24 protein-coding genes are annotated in these 16,075 nt (G+C 64.2%); 8 read left to right on the plus strand and 16 right to left on the minus strand.

Annotated features, from left to right (window positions below):
* Positions 1-63: 63 nt before the first annotated feature.
* Positions 64-552 (plus strand): bacterioferritin, encoded by a 489-nt coding sequence (gene bfr, locus AC066S_RS22010; RefSeq protein ID WP_024339472.1) that lies wholly within the window; start codon positions 64-66, stop codon positions 550-552.
* A 130-nt stretch (positions 553-682) separates the two neighbouring features.
* Here bfr and AC066S_RS22015 read toward each other — a convergent pair whose 3' ends face one another.
* From AC066S_RS22015 to AC066S_RS22030, 4 genes are all read right to left on the minus strand, one after another.
* On the minus strand, positions 683-1,285 hold the full coding sequence (locus tag AC066S_RS22015) for an MSMEG_1061 family FMN-dependent PPOX-type flavoprotein (protein ID WP_126255203.1): 603 nt from the start codon (positions 1,283-1,285) through the stop codon (positions 683-685).
* 75 nt (positions 1,286-1,360) lie between these two features.
* The gene (locus AC066S_RS22020; RefSeq protein WP_126255204.1) at positions 1,361-1,714 is read right to left on the minus strand and encodes a hypothetical protein; all 354 of its coding nucleotides are present in this window, start codon (positions 1,712-1,714) and stop codon (positions 1,361-1,363) included.
* 117 nt (positions 1,715-1,831) lie between these two features.
* On the minus strand, positions 1,832-2,182 hold the full coding sequence (locus AC066S_RS22025; protein ID WP_478270596.1) for an MmcQ/YjbR family DNA-binding protein: 351 nt from the start codon (positions 2,180-2,182) through the stop codon (positions 1,832-1,834).
* An 18-nt stretch (positions 2,183-2,200) separates the two neighbouring features.
* Positions 2,201-3,262 (minus strand): alpha/beta fold hydrolase, encoded by a 1,062-nt coding sequence (locus tag AC066S_RS22030; RefSeq protein ID WP_478270597.1) that lies wholly within the window; start codon positions 3,260-3,262, stop codon positions 2,201-2,203.
* 128 nt (positions 3,263-3,390) lie between these two features.
* Here AC066S_RS22030 and AC066S_RS22035 point away from each other — a divergent pair, with 128 nt between their 5' ends.
* Positions 3,391-3,657 (plus strand): DUF2277 domain-containing protein, encoded by a 267-nt coding sequence (locus tag AC066S_RS22035; protein ID WP_126255206.1) that lies wholly within the window; start codon positions 3,391-3,393, stop codon positions 3,655-3,657.
* Positions 3,658-3,841: 184 nt separating this feature from the next.
* Positions 3,842-4,063 carry a hypothetical protein gene (locus AC066S_RS22040; protein WP_126255207.1) on the plus strand — a complete coding sequence of 74 codons (222 nt, stop codon included), beginning with the start codon at positions 3,842-3,844 and terminating at the stop codon, positions 4,061-4,063.
* 69 nt (positions 4,064-4,132) lie between these two features.
* Here the strand turns inward: AC066S_RS22040 and AC066S_RS22045 are convergent, their stop codons facing one another.
* Positions 4,133-4,651 (minus strand): collagen-like protein, encoded by a 519-nt coding sequence (locus AC066S_RS22045; protein WP_478270598.1) that lies wholly within the window; start codon positions 4,649-4,651, stop codon positions 4,133-4,135.
* Between the two features lie 158 nt (positions 4,652-4,809).
* Between AC066S_RS22045 and AC066S_RS22050 the strand changes: the two genes are divergently transcribed.
* Entirely contained in the window at positions 4,810-5,052 is a 243-nt protein-coding gene (locus AC066S_RS22050; protein ID WP_478270599.1) for a hypothetical protein, read from the plus strand.
* Here the strand turns inward: AC066S_RS22050 and AC066S_RS22055 are convergent.
* Together AC066S_RS22055 and AC066S_RS22060 are read right to left on the minus strand one after the other, a co-directional pair.
* Complete coding sequence (locus AC066S_RS22055; RefSeq protein WP_135168630.1) at positions 5,049-5,297, minus strand: helix-turn-helix domain-containing protein; 249 nt, start codon at positions 5,295-5,297, stop codon at positions 5,049-5,051. The two genes, AC066S_RS22050 and AC066S_RS22055, sit on opposite strands and share 4 nt — an antisense overlap.
* A gap of 339 nt (positions 5,298-5,636) precedes the next feature.
* Entirely contained in the window at positions 5,637-6,404 is a 768-nt protein-coding gene (locus tag AC066S_RS22060; RefSeq protein WP_135168629.1) for an SDR family NAD(P)-dependent oxidoreductase, read from the minus strand.
* A gap of 111 nt (positions 6,405-6,515) precedes the next feature.
* On the opposite strand from AC066S_RS22060, the gene AC066S_RS22065 reads away from it, so the two are divergent.
* Together AC066S_RS22065 and AC066S_RS22070 are read left to right on the plus strand one after the other, a co-directional pair.
* Positions 6,516-7,001, plus strand: a complete 486-nt coding sequence (locus AC066S_RS22065) for a J domain-containing protein (RefSeq protein WP_478270600.1) — start codon at positions 6,516-6,518, stop codon at positions 6,999-7,001.
* Between the two features lie 61 nt (positions 7,002-7,062).
* Positions 7,063-7,596, plus strand: a complete 534-nt coding sequence (locus AC066S_RS22070) for an REP-associated tyrosine transposase (RefSeq protein ID WP_126255213.1) — start codon at positions 7,063-7,065, stop codon at positions 7,594-7,596.
* 121 nt (positions 7,597-7,717) lie between these two features.
* Here AC066S_RS22070 and AC066S_RS22075 read toward each other — a convergent pair whose 3' ends face one another.
* The 3 genes from AC066S_RS22075 to AC066S_RS22085 all read right to left on the minus strand — a co-directional run bounded on the left by AC066S_RS22075 (position 7,718) and on the right by AC066S_RS22085 (position 8,971).
* Positions 7,718-7,969, minus strand: a complete 252-nt coding sequence (locus AC066S_RS22075) for a hypothetical protein (RefSeq protein WP_135168627.1) — start codon at positions 7,967-7,969, stop codon at positions 7,718-7,720.
* Between the two features lie 240 nt (positions 7,970-8,209).
* Positions 8,210-8,470 (minus strand): hypothetical protein, encoded by a 261-nt coding sequence (locus AC066S_RS22080; protein WP_478270601.1) that lies wholly within the window; start codon positions 8,468-8,470, stop codon positions 8,210-8,212.
* A 114-nt stretch (positions 8,471-8,584) separates the two neighbouring features.
* On the minus strand, positions 8,585-8,971 hold the full coding sequence (locus AC066S_RS22085; RefSeq protein ID WP_126255215.1) for a RidA family protein: 387 nt from the start codon (positions 8,969-8,971) through the stop codon (positions 8,585-8,587).
* Between the two features lie 457 nt (positions 8,972-9,428).
* Here AC066S_RS22085 and AC066S_RS22090 point away from each other — a divergent pair, with 457 nt between their 5' ends.
* Entirely contained in the window at positions 9,429-9,863 is a 435-nt protein-coding gene (locus AC066S_RS22090; RefSeq protein WP_478270602.1) for a hypothetical protein, read from the plus strand.
* A 130-nt stretch (positions 9,864-9,993) separates the two neighbouring features.
* Here the strand turns inward: AC066S_RS22090 and AC066S_RS22095 are convergent, their stop codons facing one another.
* Positions 9,994-10,641, minus strand: a complete 648-nt coding sequence (locus AC066S_RS22095) for a glutathione S-transferase family protein (protein ID WP_478270603.1) — start codon at positions 10,639-10,641, stop codon at positions 9,994-9,996.
* 288 nt (positions 10,642-10,929) lie between these two features.
* On the opposite strand from AC066S_RS22095, the gene AC066S_RS22100 reads away from it, so the two are divergent.
* Complete coding sequence (locus AC066S_RS22100) at positions 10,930-11,274, plus strand: hypothetical protein (protein ID WP_478270604.1); 345 nt, start codon at positions 10,930-10,932, stop codon at positions 11,272-11,274.
* Positions 11,275-11,397: 123 nt separating this feature from the next.
* On the opposite strand, the gene AC066S_RS22105 is transcribed toward AC066S_RS22100, so the two are convergent.
* The 5 genes from AC066S_RS22105 to AC066S_RS22125 all read right to left on the minus strand — a co-directional run bounded on the left by AC066S_RS22105 (position 11,398) and on the right by AC066S_RS22125 (position 16,058).
* Complete coding sequence (locus tag AC066S_RS22105; RefSeq protein WP_478270605.1) at positions 11,398-11,919, minus strand: mismatch-specific DNA-glycosylase; 522 nt, start codon at positions 11,917-11,919, stop codon at positions 11,398-11,400.
* 205 nt (positions 11,920-12,124) lie between these two features.
* Positions 12,125-12,508, minus strand: coding sequence for a hypothetical protein (locus AC066S_RS22110; protein WP_478270606.1), 384 nt, complete (start codon positions 12,506-12,508; stop codon positions 12,125-12,127).
* Positions 12,509-12,517: 9 nt separating this feature from the next.
* Positions 12,518-14,416, minus strand: coding sequence for a phosphomethylpyrimidine synthase ThiC (thiC, locus tag AC066S_RS22115; protein ID WP_478270607.1), 1,899 nt, complete (start codon positions 14,414-14,416; stop codon positions 12,518-12,520).
* 264 nt (positions 14,417-14,680) lie between these two features.
* Positions 14,681-15,289, minus strand: coding sequence for a thiamine phosphate synthase (locus AC066S_RS22120; RefSeq protein WP_478270608.1), 609 nt, complete (start codon positions 15,287-15,289; stop codon positions 14,681-14,683).
* Entirely contained in the window at positions 15,276-16,058 is a 783-nt protein-coding gene (locus AC066S_RS22125) for a thiazole synthase (protein WP_126255222.1), read from the minus strand. Before AC066S_RS22125 ends, AC066S_RS22120 begins: the two co-directional genes overlap by 14 nt.
* Positions 16,059-16,075 lie beyond the last annotated feature (17 nt).

Below are 16,075 nucleotides of genomic sequence, written 5' to 3' on the forward strand. Positions count from 1 at the left end.
TGACTTAGAAACGTTCTAAATTCGGTTTGGGGCCGATTTGGAATGCAAGAGCTGGAGTGAATCATGCAGGGCGACGCAAAAGTTATCGACTATCTCAATAAGGCGCTGCGTCACGAACTGACTGCGATCAACCAGTACTGGCTGCACTACCGCTTCCTCGACAATTGGGGCCTCCTCGACATGGCCAAGGTCTGGCGCAAGGAGTCCATCGAGGAGATGGAGCATGCCGACAAGCTCACCGCGCGCATTCTGTTCCTCGACGGGTTCCCGAACATGCAGGTGCTCGATCCCCTGCGCATCGGCCAGAACGTCAAGGAGATCATCGAGTGCGACCTCGCCGCCGAGATGAGCGCCCGGGCGCTCTACCAGGAAGCGGCGACCTACTGCCACGGCGCCAAGGACTACGTCACGCGCGACCTGTTCGAGAAGCTGATGAGCGACGAGGAGCACCACATCGACTTCCTCGAAACCCAGCTCGACCTGATCGGCCGCATCGGCCTCGAACTCTATACCCAGAAGCACGTCGGCGGGCTCGAGGGCGAGGGGCATTAGGCCCTGGCTCCGGCCCATCCATTCGTCATGGCCGGGCTTGACCCGGCCATCCACGTGTTGCCGCGCGACGCAGACGTGGATGCCCGGGACAAGCCCGGGCATGACGGTTCGTTTGCGGAACCACGCCCAACTACAACTGCGTCTTGTAGAGTTCTTCCACGGTCTCCTGGCTCGCCGGTTCGCCGAGGCCGGTCTGGTCGTGAATGACCGTGACGATGCTCGGCATCACCGAGCGCTCCACCTTGTCCGACGACCATAGCTTCGAGCGCATCAGCGCCTTGCCGCAGTGGAAATAGACCTCGCTGACGGCAACGTTCAGCACCGCGCGCGGCGGCTTGCCGAACTCGATCATCGAGGCGAGCAGATCCGGATCGGCCGACAGCGTGCCGCGTCCGCCGACGCGCAGCGTCTCGTCGATGCCGGGGACGAAGAACAGCAGCTGCACGAAGCCCGAGCCTTCGACGACGTTGCGGAAACTGTCGATCCGGTTGTTGCCGGAGCGGTCGGGCATCAACAGCTGGCTCGGACCTGCGACGTGGACGAAGCCGACGCCGCCGCCGCGCGGCGAGGCATCGACGCTGCCGTCCGCTCCGGATGTCGCGAGCACGCAGAACGGCGACATCTCGATGAACTTCTTCGCATGCGCGTCGATCGCCGGACGCGCTTTCGCGATCACGCGCGGGCTCGGCTTGGCATAGATGGCGGCGAGGTCTTCGGCGCAAAGATCGGTCAATGGCGTACCTCCGCACGGATTGGCGGCAACTTATCCGATCGGGCCGCCGCCAGCCAATGGAATCGATCAAGACCGTTACACGGCATCCGCCGGCACGAAGCAGCTGATGATGATGGCGCCGCGGTGGTGGACGTACCACACAACGGCCTGACCGACGGGATTGCCCTGATCGCGGATCACCGCGCGTCCGGGCACCTCCATCCATTGCCCTTCGATCGGCACCCAATAGGCGCCGCCACGGACATCGTAGTCGGTGCGATGGCCGTCGGAGATGTCGCAGCAGGGCACACCGTTCGGCGCGATCACGCTCTTGAACCAGGCACGGATGTCGGGCGGGACGTGGTCGTATTGCCCGTTGTCGAACGCGAACGCAGCGCTCGTCAGCGCCGTCATCGCGGCCAGCCAAACGCACAATGCGAGCCTGCGCATGCGATCCTCCGTCGCGTTCCGATTCGTATCGTTGACGCGATTAAGCCCGAGCCGTCAGCGCATTGCATGCTCAAATAATATGCGGCCCCTGGGCGCCGCACATGATGCGATGCGGTATCAGCTTCGCGATCGCGTCTCGATCGACGCGAGCAGAGATTTCGGTGCAACGTTGCGCCAGGCCATCTCGAGCGCGCTCCGCAATGTCACCGGATCGATCTTTGCCAGTTTTACATTCGTGCTGCCGCTCTTGCCCCAGGCGCCGGGGACCGGACGAAACAGCTCCGGTTCGGCGTCGACGAGCATGGTCTGCTGGTCCGGCGTGAGCTTCACCATGCCCCATGTGTCATCGGGATAACCCAGCGTCGCGAACACGCGCTTGCCGATACGGAAGTCGGCATGGCCGTGATGTGCGCCCTCGATGACGCCGGGAAATGCGAGTGCAGCCTTGCGAAAGCGAGAATTCGACATGCCGTCTTGCTGTTCGTATTACATCGTCCGCTGCGGCGCGGTCTGCAGCAATTGCCTGACCTGCTCGGCGTAGAATTTGGCATTGCCGGTGGTGCCGTGGCCGCGTGTCTCGGTGCTGGCGGGGATCAGGTACAGCTTGCCGTTCTTGACCCGCTTCATGGCCGCGTCGGTGATGCCGGTCTCGGGCGGATTGCGCTCGTCGTCGGCGGAATTGATCAAGAGCAGCGACGCTTCGATCGCCTCCAGCTTCTCGCCGGCATTGTAGTCGCGTGAGGACTCCCACTGGTAGACGAAGTCGTTGGCATCCGCCGTGATCGGCGTCGCCAGCCGGTCGTCGACCATCTTGTCCGCCTTGGCCGCAGTCGGCGCCTGCGCTTGATAGGCCAGCGTGCCGCCGATGCTGGCGATGCCGTAGGCAGTGACGGCGTACTTCATCATGCGCGGCTGGCTGGTGTAGTTGCCGCCATTGTAGTCGGGATCGTTGCGGATGGTGTCGAGCATGATCCGCCGCATCATCCAGTTGCGCGAGGCCATCTCGGTCGGCTGCGAGGCCATCGGAATCAGCGCGTCCATCGCCTTCGGATATTTTTCGCCCCACAGCCAGGTGTGCATGCCGCCCATCGAATTGCCGATGACGAGCCGCAAATGCTTGACGCCGAGGCCCTCCGTCACCAGGCGGTACTGCGCCTCGACCATGTCGTCGTAATTGTATTTCGGAAAGCTCGTCTTCATGCCGTCGGACGGCTTCGACGATTTGCCATGGCCGATGCAGTCGGGAAGGATGATGTAATACTTGGCGGCGTCGAGCGGTTGCCCAGGGCCGAACAGCTCACCGCCAAAGGAAGGTCCCAGCATGCCGGTGCCCGAGCCGCCCGTGCCATGCAGCACCAGCACCGGCTGGCCTGAGGGCTCGCCGACGGTGGTGTAATGCAGCTTCAGCTCAGGCATGACTTCGCCGGTGTGGAACTTGAAATCCTTGGCGATCCAGTCGCCCTGCCTGGGGGCGGGATGGTCGGCGGCCGTCGCCGATATCGAAAAGGACAACAGGACGATCGATAGCGCCGCGCAAAGCACCTTCATGTCTCTCTCCCCGTTGCGGCTCGTCATCAGCGGCCGCGTTGCGACGGAACTTAGCAGAAATGCCGGGAAGGATGTAGGATTTCGGCTCCGCCGATCGTCTTCATGGAAACATCCGGAGAGAGGCCTGCATGTGCCGCAACATCAAGACGCTGTTCAACTTCGAGCCGCCGGCGACGGAGGACGAGATCCACGCCAGCGCGCTGCAATTCGTGCGAAAATTGTCCGGCTTCAACAAGCCGTCGCAGGCCAACGAGGCGGCGTTCGATCGTGCGGTGGCGGAGGTCTCGGAGGCCGCGCGGAAACTGCTGAGCTCGCTGCACACCCATGCGCCGGCGCGCGACCGCGAGGTCGAGGCGGAGAGGGCCAGGGAGCGCTCGCGGCTGCGCTTCGGTTAGGGCATGATCCGGGAAAGTGCGCAGCGGTCTTCCGGAAACAACAACCTAAAGCGCGATGACGATTCATCCAAATCTCATCGCGCTTGAGGGGCGCCGGCCGCGCGTTCCGTGATCTGGCTCACGGTATGGAGCGCCTGACGTTGCAATGATGTCGGCCGGGGTTTTGACAGCCCGGAGCACGATCATGAGCCGCCCCCTTCTTCCTCTGAAAGCAGGTGCCATCGTTTTCACGCTGCTATGGACAGCGTGGATGATGTGGTGGGGCGGCTCGTTCTCGAGCGCCAACGTGATCATCCTCGCCCTGTGCGGCGCGGCGGTCGGCTATCTCTGGTATCGCGCCATGCGCTGGCAGTTCGAGCGCATGGGCTTGCTGCCGGGCAAGGACGACGCGTCCGGCGCGTCCTGATTGGCTCGTGTCCCGGACGCGGTGCGAAGTGCCGCTCCGCAGCGCGGCGTCCGGGGCATGAGCGCTCGGCTAGTTCTTGTGTTTCTTTTTCTTCTTTTTCTTGTGCCCATCGCCATCGCCATCGCCATCGTCGCTCTCGTCGTCGACGATGGCCTCATCGGGCTCGTGCACGGCGGCCTCCAGCGCTTCGCGCTCGGCGGCTTCGCGCTCGCGTTGGCGGCGGCGCTCGTCCCAGGCGTCGAACAGCTGTTCGAGCCATGGCAGCACCTGCTCGATCGAAGGCAATTGACCGGCTGGTCCCGGCTCGCCGCGCGGGCCTTGGGACCCCGCGGGCCCCTGCGGTCCGACGGGACCTTGCGCGCCGACCGCCCCGCGCGGCCCGGCTTCACCCTGTTTGCCTTGCGGACCGGGCTTGCCCTGCGGTCCCGCCTTTCCGATCGGTCCCGGCTTGCCCTGCGGACCCGGCTTGCCGCGCGCGCCGTCGGGGCCGCGCCGGCCCGGGTGACCCTGCGGTCCCGGCCGTCCCGGCTCGCCCGGTCGTCCGCGCGGCCCTTGAGGTCCCTGCCGTCGTCCCTGATCGTCTGCCACGCCGCTGCTCCCTTGACCGGAAGCAAGCTACTTAGCGTCGTTTGACGACAGCAGCAATTCCGCCTGCGCGTCGTGCCAAGCTTGACCAACATCAATCTGCGGCGCGACGCCTCGTGCCATCGATCGCACGCGGCCACACCCATTGCGAGGAGCGACCGATGCGCGCAGCGTGGAAAGTCTTTTGCCTGTTCGCCGCCGTCCTGGTGGCAGCGATCGGCCTCGCTCACCTGCTTGTGCCCGACATCGCGCCGGTCGCATTCGCCGACGAGCCGCAACCGTCATGGGCCGTCATGACCGCCTTCTTCCTCCGTGCGATCGAATTGATCGCCGGCTCGGTCGCGGCGATCGCGCTCGCGGTGATCGCCGGCAGACTGATCCAGCGGCGCGTGCTCGCGCGCTAATCCTGATACGCGGGCACGTCGATGCCGGAGGCGGCGTAGAGCTTGATCTTGTTGCGCAGCGTGCGCACCGACAGGCCGAGCACGCGCGAGGCGCGGGTGCGGTTGCCGTCGCAGCGTGCCAGCGTCTGCAGCACGAGCTCGCGCTCGACCTCGTCGACGGTGGCGCCGATCAGAAGTGGAACGATCTGGTTTGGGGCAAGAAATTGGGCGCCCGGCCCGGACGCAGCGACGTGAACAGTGGTCATCGACATACTCCCCGATCAACGCCCGCTTCCATCGTTGAAAGCGGATCGAGAACAAACGACCCCCAAGCCGTAATTTCACGGTGGTCCTGTTTGGTTAATGAAGGGTTAATCGGGAGCGCGCCCACCAATTGACCCCAGGAATGCCGCGAAGCCGCCGCGATTGGCGCAGGATGCATCGCGATGCGGACCTATCTCGCGCGACAAGTCCGGTGTCATCGTCCGCGGAAGCGGACGATCCAGTACGCCGCGGCCCCTCGTGGGATGTTTGGCGTCTCTGGAATACTGGATCACCCGCCTTCGCGGGTGATGACACCGTGTATGTGGTGAAAGCGTTCTCCGTCACACCGTGCGGTAACCGCCGTCCACCATCACGATCGTTCCAGTGACAAAGGCCGACAGGTCCGAGGCGAGGAAGAGCGCGGGTCCGACGATATCCTCGGGCTTGCCGGTGCGCGCCAGCGGGGTGTGGTCGACGAAGGCCTGCACCAGCGCCGGATTGGTGGCGCGCACCTTGGCGTTGATGTTGGTCTCGATGAAGCCCGGCCCGATCGCGTTGACGCGCACGCCTTCCTTGCCGAGCTCGACCGCGAGCGCCTTGGTGAAGCCGAGCACGCCGTGCTTCGAGGTGGTGTAGGCCGCCGAGCTCGGCGTGCGCAGATGCACGAAGGACTGGATCGAGCCGATATTGACGATGCGGCCCTTGCTGGCACGCAAGGGGGCGAGGAACGCCTGCGTCATGTTGAAGACGCCGTTGAGGTTGAGCGCGATGATGTCGTTCCAGTCCTTCGCCACCGTCTCGGTCTCGGCGGTGAAGGCGTTGCGGCGGGTGATGCCGGCATTGTTGACGAGGATCGAGACCTGCCCGACCTTGCCCTCGACCTGCTTGGCCAGCGCGAAGCAATCCTCGCGCCTGGTGACGTCGAGTGCAAAGCTCTCGGCCTTGCCGCCCGATTTTCGGATCTCCTGCGCGGCCTCCGCGACGGTCTCGGCGTTGACGTCGAGCAGCACCACCTGCGCGCCCTCGCGCGCATAGCCGGCGGCGATCGCGCGGCCGATGCCGGAACCGGCGCCCGTGACGACGGCGATGTGGTTTGCAAGCAATGCCATGGCATTTTCCTCCCGATTTCGTTTCGAAGTTTCACGAAACGCTAACTCGAAATTAAGGGGTCGGAAACGGCAGCCTTGGCATACTGATCTTGGTTGCTAAACGTTGCGCGCATGATGGAACGGCTCGACTCCTGGAAACTCGCCCTCGAACGGCTGCGGTCGGCGCCATCCGCCGACTTCGCCGAGGCGGGCCGGCTCGTGGCCGAGATCGCGCGGTCGAGCGTCGACGCCACGCTGCGTCAGGCGGCGGAGCAGGCGCTTCCGGTGCTGCGCCAGGCGGTCGACAACGACGATCACGGCGTCACGCTGGCGGCGCAGCGCCGTCTCGGCGTGGTGCTCGAGGTCGTCCATGATCTGACCGCGCCGCGCTTCGGCCGCCGCAACGCCATGCCGAAGCAGATGTCCAGGGAGGACCGCGCCCGCAAGGTGCTCGGCCTGCCGCTCGCGGTGCAGCTCACCTGCGAGGACATCAACCAGGCCTATCGCCGCGCGGCCAAGGGCATGCATCCCGACCAGGGCGGCAGCGCGCAAGCCTTCATCGACCTCGCCGCCGCGCGCGATCTCCTGATCCATCCCGCCGCGCACAAGGACGCGTGAGGCCTCATGTGCTATCCTGTAGCCCGGATGAGCGAAGCGACATCCGGGACAGGTCTTGCCCATGGTTCTGTACCGTAGAAATTTTCTTCCCGGCGGCACCTACTTTTTCACCGTCACCCTTTTCGACCGTCGATCGAATCTCCTTATCGAAAACGTCGATGCCTTGCGCAACGCCTTTCGAGCCACTCGGAGGCAACGCCCGTTCGAGATTGATGCGATCGTGATCCTTCCGGATCATCTGCACGTCGTTATGACACTCCCGTCTGACGATGCTGATTTTGCGGGACGTTGGCGGAGGATCAAGGGACATTTCAGCAGTGCTCTGCTTCGCGAGGGCGTCGAGATTGCCCGCCATTCCAATGGAGAACTGGCACTGTGGCAACGACGCTACTGGGAACACACGATTCGTGACGAGGCCGACTTCGCTCGTCATATCGATTACGCGCACTTCAATCCGGTCAAACATGGCTACGTTCGGCGCGTTCGTGATTGGCCACATTCGTCCTTTCACCGCTATGTCAGGAGCGGGATGCTGGCGGAGGATTGGGCCGGAGAGGTCGGCGAGAGTGGGGGTGCGTTCGGTGAACGCGCTTAGCGCAGAGCGGGTGGATAGGCCGAGTCCCGGATGTCGCTTCGCTCATCCGGGCTACAGCAAAATACCGGGCAAGGACGCATGCCCGCGTCCTTGCCCGGCTCTTCGTCCGCCGATCGAATTCTTACCAGGTGCAGCTGCCGCTCTTGAGCGCGGCGTCCTTCACCGCGAGCGCGTCGATGAAGGTCGGCACGCTTGCACTGGCGCGATGATAGCCGGCCGGCCACGGCGTGGTCGGGATGCTCTCGTCCCAGATCTGGCAGAAGCCGGTGTCCTGCCAGCGGATCAGGTGATAGCTGGCCTCGGCGGGGCTCGCCGCGACGAAGGCGGTGACGGCGAGGCCGGCGGCAGCGCACAGCACGGAAATACGACGCATGATCAGCTCCTCAAATGAATGATGTGATGCGCCTCCCGGCAATGACGGGGAGGGCGGGTGCCGGACGCTCTTGGTGGATGCGTCCCGGACAAGATGTGAGTAGTTCCGCCTGCCGATCAGGTTCAACGAACGCGCGCGGGAGGTGGCCGATAGGGGACGGAAATGCGCGGTCCCGCAAAAGATAAAGGGCGGACCGCCCGCGCGATCCGCCCTTGAGATCCGCGTCTGTGGGGGGCGAGCCTAGAGCGTGCAGCGGCGCTCGCCGCGCAACTTGATCTGGAGGTCGGACGCCTGCTGGAAGGTCGGGAGCGGCTTGCTGACGACCTTGTAGGTCGACACGCCCCATTGGAGCGGCTTGACCTGCAGGTCCTCGTTCCAGACCTGGCAGATGCCGGTGTTGTCCCAGCGGATCACGAAATAGCCCACCTTGGCGGAGGCGGGCACGGCGAACACGGAGGTGGCGATGCCGGCGACGGCACAGAGGGCGAGAACGCGGCGCATGAAATATCTCCTGACGGGGAAGGTGAGAGCAAAACTGGTGCGGCAAAACAGTGCGGCTGGCAAGCCGGGCGGCGGTCGATCACGGATATGTCAGCCGGCCGTCCGCCGTTCGGACTAGCCCTTCGCCAGCGAGGCCACCGCCTCGATCTCGATCAGCATCTTTGGATCGGGCAGCGCCTGCACCACGCAGGTGGTGCGCGCCGGGTAGGGCGGCGGGCCGAAGGCGCCGGCATAGAGCGCGTTCATGGCGGCGACGTCGGAGCCGCGGGTCAAGAGCACGTTGACCTTGGCGAGGTCGCGGAAGGTGGCGCCGGCCTCGTCCAGCACGCGCTTGATGTTGACGACGACATTGGCGAACTGCGCCTCGAAACCGTCCGGCAGCGCGCCATGGGCATCGAAGCCGGGAATGCCCGAGATGAACAGGAGATCGCCGACGCGCGTCGCAAAGGACAGCGGCGGCGCCTTGACGTGCGGCGGGGGCGCGAAATGCTGGATCGGCATGGGATCACCTCGGACGTCGTTGACGCCAGAAGCGTAGCGGCAGGCGGGGGCCTCTCAAAACAAAAAATGCGAAAACAACCCCATGCACAGTAGGGATGAGATGGAAATCATTGGATATTCCGGGTGCGGAATCGGCGAAATGCTTGGTTGCTTGCTCGGGCGAAACAGGAACATGGTGGCCTCATGCCTGTCATCGTCAGCGGCAGCGCGGCTTCCTGCGTCTGGCCCGCGTGTGGCGAGGGGACCGCATCTGCCTCCCCGTCATTGCGAGCGCAGCGAAGCAATCCAGAATCTCTCCGCCGAGGCACTCTGGATTGCTTCGTCGCAAGGGCTCCTCGCAATGACGGAGAATGAGGGCCGAGCGTGCGCCTTTCCATCATGTTGCCGCCCCGATCCCTCCTGTACATTCCCTTCGTCTGATTCGATTCCCCCTAAGAGACAGCCCCCGGAGACATCCATGAAGCTCGCATCCACCTTCCGCGCCGCGCTGGTCGCCATCCCCGCCCTGGCCGGACTCTCGACCGCGGCGCAGGCCGACAGCGGTTTCGTGACGCTGACGATCTACAAGGCGGGCTGGATCATCGGCGGCTCCGGCGGGAGCGGCGTCCTCAACTTCCGCGGCCGCAATTATGGGCTCTCCACCGGCGGGCTCGACTACGGCCTCGTGTTCGGCGGCTCCAAGACCGTGCTGCGCGGCCGCGTCAGCAACATCAACCGCCCCTCCGACGTCGCCGGGGTCTACGGTGCCGCCGGTGCCGGCCTTGCCCTCGGCGCCGGCGCCCGCGCCATCGTGCTGACCAACCAGAAGGGCGCGGTGCTGGAGCTGACCGGGCATCAGGTCGGCCTGATGGCGAACGCCGATCTCAGCGGGCTCGCGATCACGATGCGGTAGGGCGAGCTGCCGTAGGGTGGGCAAAGGCGCAAAGCGCCGTGCCCACCATCTCGCCAGATCGTAGCCCGCATGAGCGACAGCGACATGCGGGTCAACTCTCAGTCCCGGATATCGCATGCGCTCATCCGGGCTACGAACGCGACGCCGCGACGAACACCGCCAATTGCGCATCGAACGCCCGCCGGAACGCCGGTCGCGCCTCGCCGCGCGCGACATAGGCGGCGATCTTGGGATACTCGTCCAGCAAGCCCGAATTGTTCAGCCGCCGCAGCACCGTCACCATCATGAGGTCGCCGGCGCTGAAGGCGCCGTCGAGCCAGTCGGCGTCGCCGAGACGGCGGGACAGTTCACCTAGCCTGACACGGACACGATCCTGCAGCATGGGCAAGCGCTCCGCGTACCAGCTCTTGTCGCGCTCGAACAGCATCGCCATGGTGAGCTCGACGATCGGCGGCTCCACCGTGCTCAGCGCGGCGAACATCCACGCGATCGCGCGGACGCGCGCATTGGCGTCTTGCGGCAGCAGGCCGTCGTGGCGTTCGGCGATGTGCAACACGATCGCGCCGGACTCGAACAAGGCGAGATCACCATCCTCATAGGTCGGGATCTGCCCGAACGGATGCAGCGCCAGATGCGCCGGCTGCTTCAGCGCGGCGAAGGAGAGGAGGCGAACGTCGTAGGGCTGGCCGACCTCCTCGAACGCCCAGCGCACGCGCATGTCGCGGGCCTGCCCGCGGCCGCGGTCGGGGGAGTTTTCGAAGGCGGTGATGGTAGGCATTGGGAGACTCCGGATGATCGCGCGTTGCATTCGTAGGACGAACGACCATCATCCATCCCGACATCTTATTTCTTCGGTTGGCCGGGCGAGCCGTTCACAGCCAGCTCTTTCTGCGCATAAAGGCTTGAAGCGTGAATAAACCTCGCCGCATGTCGGCGGAGATAGCCAGTGGGTTACGCTCGCTGACCCATCTACGGGCGAGAGCGCTGCTTCTTGTATACAATCAAAGATTGTACTAGCCTGTGTACCGATGACATTCACGGTCATCAATTTCAGCAGGAGCTTTTCATGAAAGAGAGTGATCTCAAGGAGCTGGAAGCGCTACCTCAATCGAGCACTTGCAGGCTCATTTCTTTTGACAACGCCGAAGTGGTCCCCGGCATCGTGTCCAATACGTTCTTCCTGGTCGTCAGCGGTGTGAAGCCATGGCTGACAATGAAGGTCGAGTTGGTGCCGCTGATCTATATCCGGAAACCCGAATATTGGGGAATCGAGGTCATTGGATGTCAAAGCGGCATAGGACTGCCGGCTCAAGCCCCTTATCACGTCAGCTTGGACATTTCCCATCTGCGCGGCACCGTCGGCATTGAGGTGATCGGCGCCACATCGAAGAAGCAGATCAAGGTACCTTGATCGCGCGACAACGCGTAGGGTGAGTTGGCCGTTCACGAGTGCAGTCGCGCGCGACGGATCAGCGAAAGGCGTAACGCACCAATCGGCGTCCGCGGTGCCGGAGGCGGTGGATTACGCCTGCGGCTAATCCACCCTACGCAGCATCCACGCCGCCAGCTCGCGCCACGGCTCGATCGTCCAGCTCCCCGAGGCTGCACCTGACGGCGATGGCAGCACGAAGATCTCCGGCAGGCTTTCATCGCGCGCCTGCCGCCCCAGCGTAATCGCAGCTGACGGCCGGCCGTAAAACAAGCTCGCCGCCTTCTTGCTCGTGAACGCAATCGTCCGCGGCCGATATGCTTCCATCTTCGCCTTGAAGCCCGGCACGTCGATCGTCTCCGCCGCGATCTGGTGATCCATCCCCGCGCCGGTCTTGCAGAGATCGGTGAAGCCGATCCCGAGTTCGATCAGGCTAGCGAACTCGCTTGGCTGATAGCGCCGCGGCGTGATCCCGGCCTCATGGATCGCGCGCCAGAAGCGGTTGCCGGGATGGGCGTAGTAGTGCCCGAGCTCCGCCGAGCGCGTCGAGGCGGCGGTGCCGACGAAGACGAGGCGGAGGTTGGGGCGGAGTTGGTCGGGGAGGCGGTGAGCTGGCACGTCAGTCATTCGCAGCGTAGCCCGCATGAGCGAAGCGATATGCGGGACGAGAAAGAACCCCGGATGTCGCTGCGCTCATCCGGGCTACGCTACTCGATTCCCAGATTGGGGGTGTGCACGCATCTACGTATGTGATCTCAATGTCGCCGTTTCTCACACCGAACGGTGCAAGTCGCTCTTTGATCGCTTGCAAGTTTTCGTCCGGCTTGGGGTGTCATTTCTTCGGCAGCGACCATGCCGCATGGACCCGATGGAGTTCTGCCACCCAGCACTTCTCGACGTTCGTAGTATCTCTCCCGAGTAATTTTGCTAGTTCGAAAAAACCTGGTCCGGGTTGCATGTCGCCGAGCTTGTGGACGACAACAACGGTTAGCATTCCTCGACCCTCTGCATCCTCTTCGGATGATATCTCACCCAAGAGATGGAAAAGACGGGGGTCGTGCGGTTCGAGATTGATGCTTTGAATCTGCCTCACAAGGTCCGAGTAAGCGATCATTCCCCGCAGCTTTGCTCGCTCGATCATGATCGAGCGAGCCTCTTGCTTGGCCAATTCCCATTCCTTTTCTGAGAATCCGTGCTTCATCTCTTTGCGAAGCATTGCGCCCCCTCACAACACCCGATTACTCTCCTTCACCTTCTCAGCATCCAGATAAACGCTGCTGCCCATCTCCTTGAACTTCGCGCTCATCTTGGCCATGCCGTCCTCGGCCGTGCCCTGCATCGACATCCCCACCGAGTTCGGATCGTTCAGCGTCGCCGCATAATCCCGCACGTCCTGGGTGATCTTCATCGAGCAGAATTTCGGGCCGCACATCGAGCAGAAATGGGCGACCTTGTGGGCTTCCTTCGGCAGGGTCTCGTCGTGGAAGCTCTTCGCGGTATCGGGATCGAGGCCGAGGTTGAACTGGTCGGTCCAGCGGAATTCGAACCGCGCGCGGGAGAGGGCGTCGTCGCGCAGTTGCGCGGCGGGGTGGCCCTTGGCGAGGTCGGCGGCGTGGGCGGCGATCTTGTAGGTGATGACGCCCGTTTTCACGTCGTTGCGATCGGGCAGGCCGAGATGCTCCTTCGGCGTGACGTAGCAGAGCATGGCGCAGCCGAACCAGCCGATCATGGCAGCGCCGATGCCCGAGGTGATGTGGTCATAGCCCGGCGCGATGTCGGTGGTCAGCGGTCCGAGCGTGTAGAACGGCGCCTCGCCGCATTCCTTGAGCTGCTTGTCCATGTTGATCTTGATCTTGTGCATCGGCACGTGGCCGGGGCCTTCGATCATGACCTGGCAGCCCTTGTCCCACGCGATTTTTGTCAGCTCGCCGAGTGTTTCGAGCTCGGCAAATTGCGCGCGGTCGTTGGCATCCGCAATCGAGCCCGGGCGCAGGCCGTCGCCGAGCGAGAACGAGACGTCATACTTGCGCATGAGGTCGCAGATCTCGTCGAAATGGGTATAGAGGAAGCTCTCCTTGTGATGCGCCAGGCACCACTTCGCCATGATCGAGCCGCCGCGCGAGACGATGCCGGTGACGCGGCTCGCGGTGAGGTGGATGTATTGCAGGCGCACGCCGGCGTGGATGGTGAAATAGTCGACGCCCTGCTCGCACTGCTCGATCAGGGTGTCCTTGTAGAGCTCCCAAGTCAGCTTGACCGGATCGCCGTTGCACTTCTCCAGCGCCTGGTAGATCGGCACGGTGCCGATTGGCACCGGCGAGTTGCGCAGGATCCATTCGCGGGTGGTGTGGATGTTGCGCCCCGTCGAGAGGTCCATCACGGTGTCGGCGCCCCAGCGGATCGCCCACACCATCTTCTCGACTTCCTCCTCGACCGACGAGGTCACCGCGGAGTTGCCGATATTGGCGTTGATCTTGGTCAGGAAGTTGCGGCCGATGATCATCGGCTCGAGCTCGCTGTGGTTGATGTTGCAGGGGATGATGGCGCGGCCGCGCGCGATCTCGTCGCGCACGAACTCCGGCGTGATGAAGGCGGGCACGGACGCGCCGAAGCTCTCGCCGTCGGCGAGGGCCGCTTCCGCGCGCTCGAGCTGCTGCTTGCGGCCGAGGTTCTCGCGCGCGGCGACGTAGATCATCTCCTTGGTGACGATGCCGGCGCGGGCGAATTCGAGCTGGGTGATCTTGTGGCCGTCGAGGCCGCGCAGCGGCTTGTGATAGGCCGAGAAGGCGCGCGCGGCCTTGTCGGTGGAGACGCTGCCATTGTCCTCCGGCTTGACCTGACGGCCCTCATATTCCTCGACGCCGCCGCGCTCCAGCACCCATTGCTTGCGATTGCGCGCAAGACCGGCGTTGACGTCGATGGTCACGGACGGGTCGGTGTAGGGGCCCGAGGTGTCGTAGACCGGCAGGTTCGGCTCGCCGGCGCCTTCGGAGAGGATGATCTCGCGCAGGGGCACGCGCAAATCGGGCGCGGCGTCGGGGCTCGCGAAGATCTTGCGCGAGGAGGGAAGGGGGCCGGTGGTGACGGCGGGGACGGTTTTTTCGGGATTGGAGCGGATGTTCATTGGATCCTCCGGTTTAATGGGCGTCGTTCCGGACGGACCGCATGGCGGTCCGATCCGGAACCTCGAGGTTGTTGAGCGAGATTCCGGGTTCACGCTTCGCGTGCCCCGGAATGACGCCGGGTGGAAGGCTCTCCGTCATCCCCGCGAAGGCGGGGATCCAGTATTCCAGAGGCCGTCCCGTATTGCCGAGAAGCCGCGGCGTACTGGATCGCCCGGTCAAGCCGGGCGATGACGGCGGAGTATTTGGAAAGAGTGGGACATCCATCACGCCGCCTCCGCAGCCAGGCCGAGCCATTGCCGCACGCGGGCGTCCGGGTCGGGGTTCTGCGTGACGTCGCTGACCACCGCGATCGAATCCGCGCCGGCGGCAAAGATCTCCGCGGCGTGCTCGAACTTGATGCCGCCGATGGCGACCAGCGGGATATCGCCGATGCGCTGCTTCCATTCGGTGATCTTCGGAATGCCCTGCGGCTCGAAGCGCATCGATTTCAAGGTGGTGAAGAAGATCGGGCCGAGCGCGACGTAATCGGGCTTGGCCTTGAGCGCGGTTTCAAGCTCGGCATCGTCATGGGTGGAGATGCCAAGTGACAGGCCGGCTTCGCGGATCGACTTGAGGTCGGCCTCGGCGAGATCCTCCTGGCCGAGATGCAGATATTTTGCGCCGGCGACGATCGCGGCGCGCCAGTAATCGTTCACGACCAGCTTGGCTTGCGTGCCTTCGGTGATCGCCAGCGCGTCGGTGACCATCTGCAAGGCCTGGCCGTCGTCAAGCTCCTTGGCGCGCAGCTGGATGGTGCCGACGCCGAGCTTGGTCAGGCGCTCGACCCACGCCAGGCTGTCGACGACGGGATAAAATCGATCAGGATACGGCATGCCAGAACGGGGTCCCAACGACGGGGGTGGAGGGGGAGGCGAAGTCGCGGGCGTTCATCAGCCCGGCTTCATAAGCGGTGCGGCCGGCATCACAGCCGAGGCGGAAGGCGTTGGCCATGGCGACAGGATCGGCGGCCTTGGCGATGGCGGTGTTGAGCAGAACGGCATCAAAGCCGAGCTCCAGCGCCTGCGCCGCGTGGCTGGGCGCGCCCAGGCCGGCGTCGACCACCAGCGTGATGTCGGGCAGCCGGTCGCGCATCAGCTTCAGCGCATCGCGATTGGTGATGCCCTTCGCGCTGCCGATCGGAGCTGCCCACGGCATCACCACCCTGCAGCCGGCATCGACCAGGCGGTTGGCGACCGAGAGATCCTCGGTGCAATAGGGGAACACTTCAAAACCGTCCTTGATCAGGATGTTGGCGGCTTCGACCAGGCCGACCACGTCGGGCTGCAGCGTGTCGTTGTCGGCGATGACTTCGAGCTTGATCCAATTGGTGCCGAACAGCTCGCGCGCGAGCTTGGCGGTGGTCACCGCCTCGCGCACGGTGCGGCATCCCGCGGTGTTCGGCAGCACTGTCACGTCGAGCTCGCGGATCAGCTTCCAGAACGCATCCCCGGTCTTGCCGCCCGCGGATTCGCGCCGCAGCGACACCGTGACGATGTTGGCGCCGGAGGCGCGGATCGCGTCCTGCATGATCGCCGGCGAGGGATAGAGCGCGCTGCCGATCAAAAGGCGCGAGGCGAAGGTCTTGCCGTAGAAGGTCACCATGTTGAAGGTGTCTCCGC

This window comes from Bradyrhizobium sp. CFUWI (genome assembly GCF_056429085.1).

Excerpts from the sequence above, each read along its gene's own strand:
- bfr (WP_024339472.1), top strand. The coding sequence starts at position 64 with ATGCAGGGCGACGCAAAAGTTATCGACTATCTCAATAAGGCGCTGCGT.
- AC066S_RS22020 (WP_126255204.1), bottom strand. The coding sequence starts at position 1,714 with ATGCGCAGGCTCGCATTGTGCGTTTGGCTGGCCGCGATGACGGCGCTG.
- AC066S_RS22025 (WP_478270596.1), bottom strand. The coding sequence starts at position 2,182 with ATGTCGAATTCTCGCTTTCGCAAGGCTGCACTCGCATTTCCCGGCGTC.
- AC066S_RS22030 (WP_478270597.1), bottom strand. The coding sequence starts at position 3,262 with ATGAAGGTGCTTTGCGCGGCGCTATCGATCGTCCTGTTGTCCTTTTCG.
- AC066S_RS22035 (WP_126255206.1), top strand. The coding sequence starts at position 3,391 with ATGTGCCGCAACATCAAGACGCTGTTCAACTTCGAGCCGCCGGCGACG.
- AC066S_RS22040 (WP_126255207.1), top strand. The coding sequence starts at position 3,842 with ATGAGCCGCCCCCTTCTTCCTCTGAAAGCAGGTGCCATCGTTTTCACG.
- AC066S_RS22050 (WP_478270599.1), top strand. The coding sequence starts at position 4,810 with ATGCGCGCAGCGTGGAAAGTCTTTTGCCTGTTCGCCGCCGTCCTGGTG.
- AC066S_RS22055 (WP_135168630.1), bottom strand. The coding sequence starts at position 5,297 with ATGACCACTGTTCACGTCGCTGCGTCCGGGCCGGGCGCCCAATTTCTT.
- AC066S_RS22060 (WP_135168629.1), bottom strand. The coding sequence starts at position 6,404 with ATGGCATTGCTTGCAAACCACATCGCCGTCGTCACGGGCGCCGGTTCC.
- AC066S_RS22065 (WP_478270600.1), top strand. The coding sequence starts at position 6,516 with ATGATGGAACGGCTCGACTCCTGGAAACTCGCCCTCGAACGGCTGCGG.
- AC066S_RS22070 (WP_126255213.1), top strand. The coding sequence starts at position 7,063 with ATGGTTCTGTACCGTAGAAATTTTCTTCCCGGCGGCACCTACTTTTTC.
- AC066S_RS22075 (WP_135168627.1), bottom strand. The coding sequence starts at position 7,969 with ATGCGTCGTATTTCCGTGCTGTGCGCTGCCGCCGGCCTCGCCGTCACC.
- AC066S_RS22080 (WP_478270601.1), bottom strand. The coding sequence starts at position 8,470 with ATGCGCCGCGTTCTCGCCCTCTGTGCCGTCGCCGGCATCGCCACCTCC.
- AC066S_RS22085 (WP_126255215.1), bottom strand. The coding sequence starts at position 8,971 with ATGCCGATCCAGCATTTCGCGCCCCCGCCGCACGTCAAGGCGCCGCCG.
- AC066S_RS22090 (WP_478270602.1), top strand. The coding sequence starts at position 9,429 with ATGAAGCTCGCATCCACCTTCCGCGCCGCGCTGGTCGCCATCCCCGCC.
- AC066S_RS22095 (WP_478270603.1), bottom strand. The coding sequence starts at position 10,641 with ATGCCTACCATCACCGCCTTCGAAAACTCCCCCGACCGCGGCCGCGGG.
- AC066S_RS22100 (WP_478270604.1), top strand. The coding sequence starts at position 10,930 with ATGAAAGAGAGTGATCTCAAGGAGCTGGAAGCGCTACCTCAATCGAGC.
- AC066S_RS22105 (WP_478270605.1), bottom strand. The coding sequence starts at position 11,919 with ATGACTGACGTGCCAGCTCACCGCCTCCCCGACCAACTCCGCCCCAAC.
- AC066S_RS22110 (WP_478270606.1), bottom strand. The coding sequence starts at position 12,508 with ATGCTTCGCAAAGAGATGAAGCACGGATTCTCAGAAAAGGAATGGGAA.
- thiC (WP_478270607.1), bottom strand. The coding sequence starts at position 14,416 with ATGAACATCCGCTCCAATCCCGAAAAAACCGTCCCCGCCGTCACCACC.
- AC066S_RS22120 (WP_478270608.1), bottom strand. The coding sequence starts at position 15,289 with ATGCCGTATCCTGATCGATTTTATCCCGTCGTCGACAGCCTGGCGTGG.
- AC066S_RS22125 (WP_126255222.1), bottom strand. The coding sequence starts at position 16,058 with ATGGTGACCTTCTACGGCAAGACCTTCGCCTCGCGCCTTTTGATCGGC.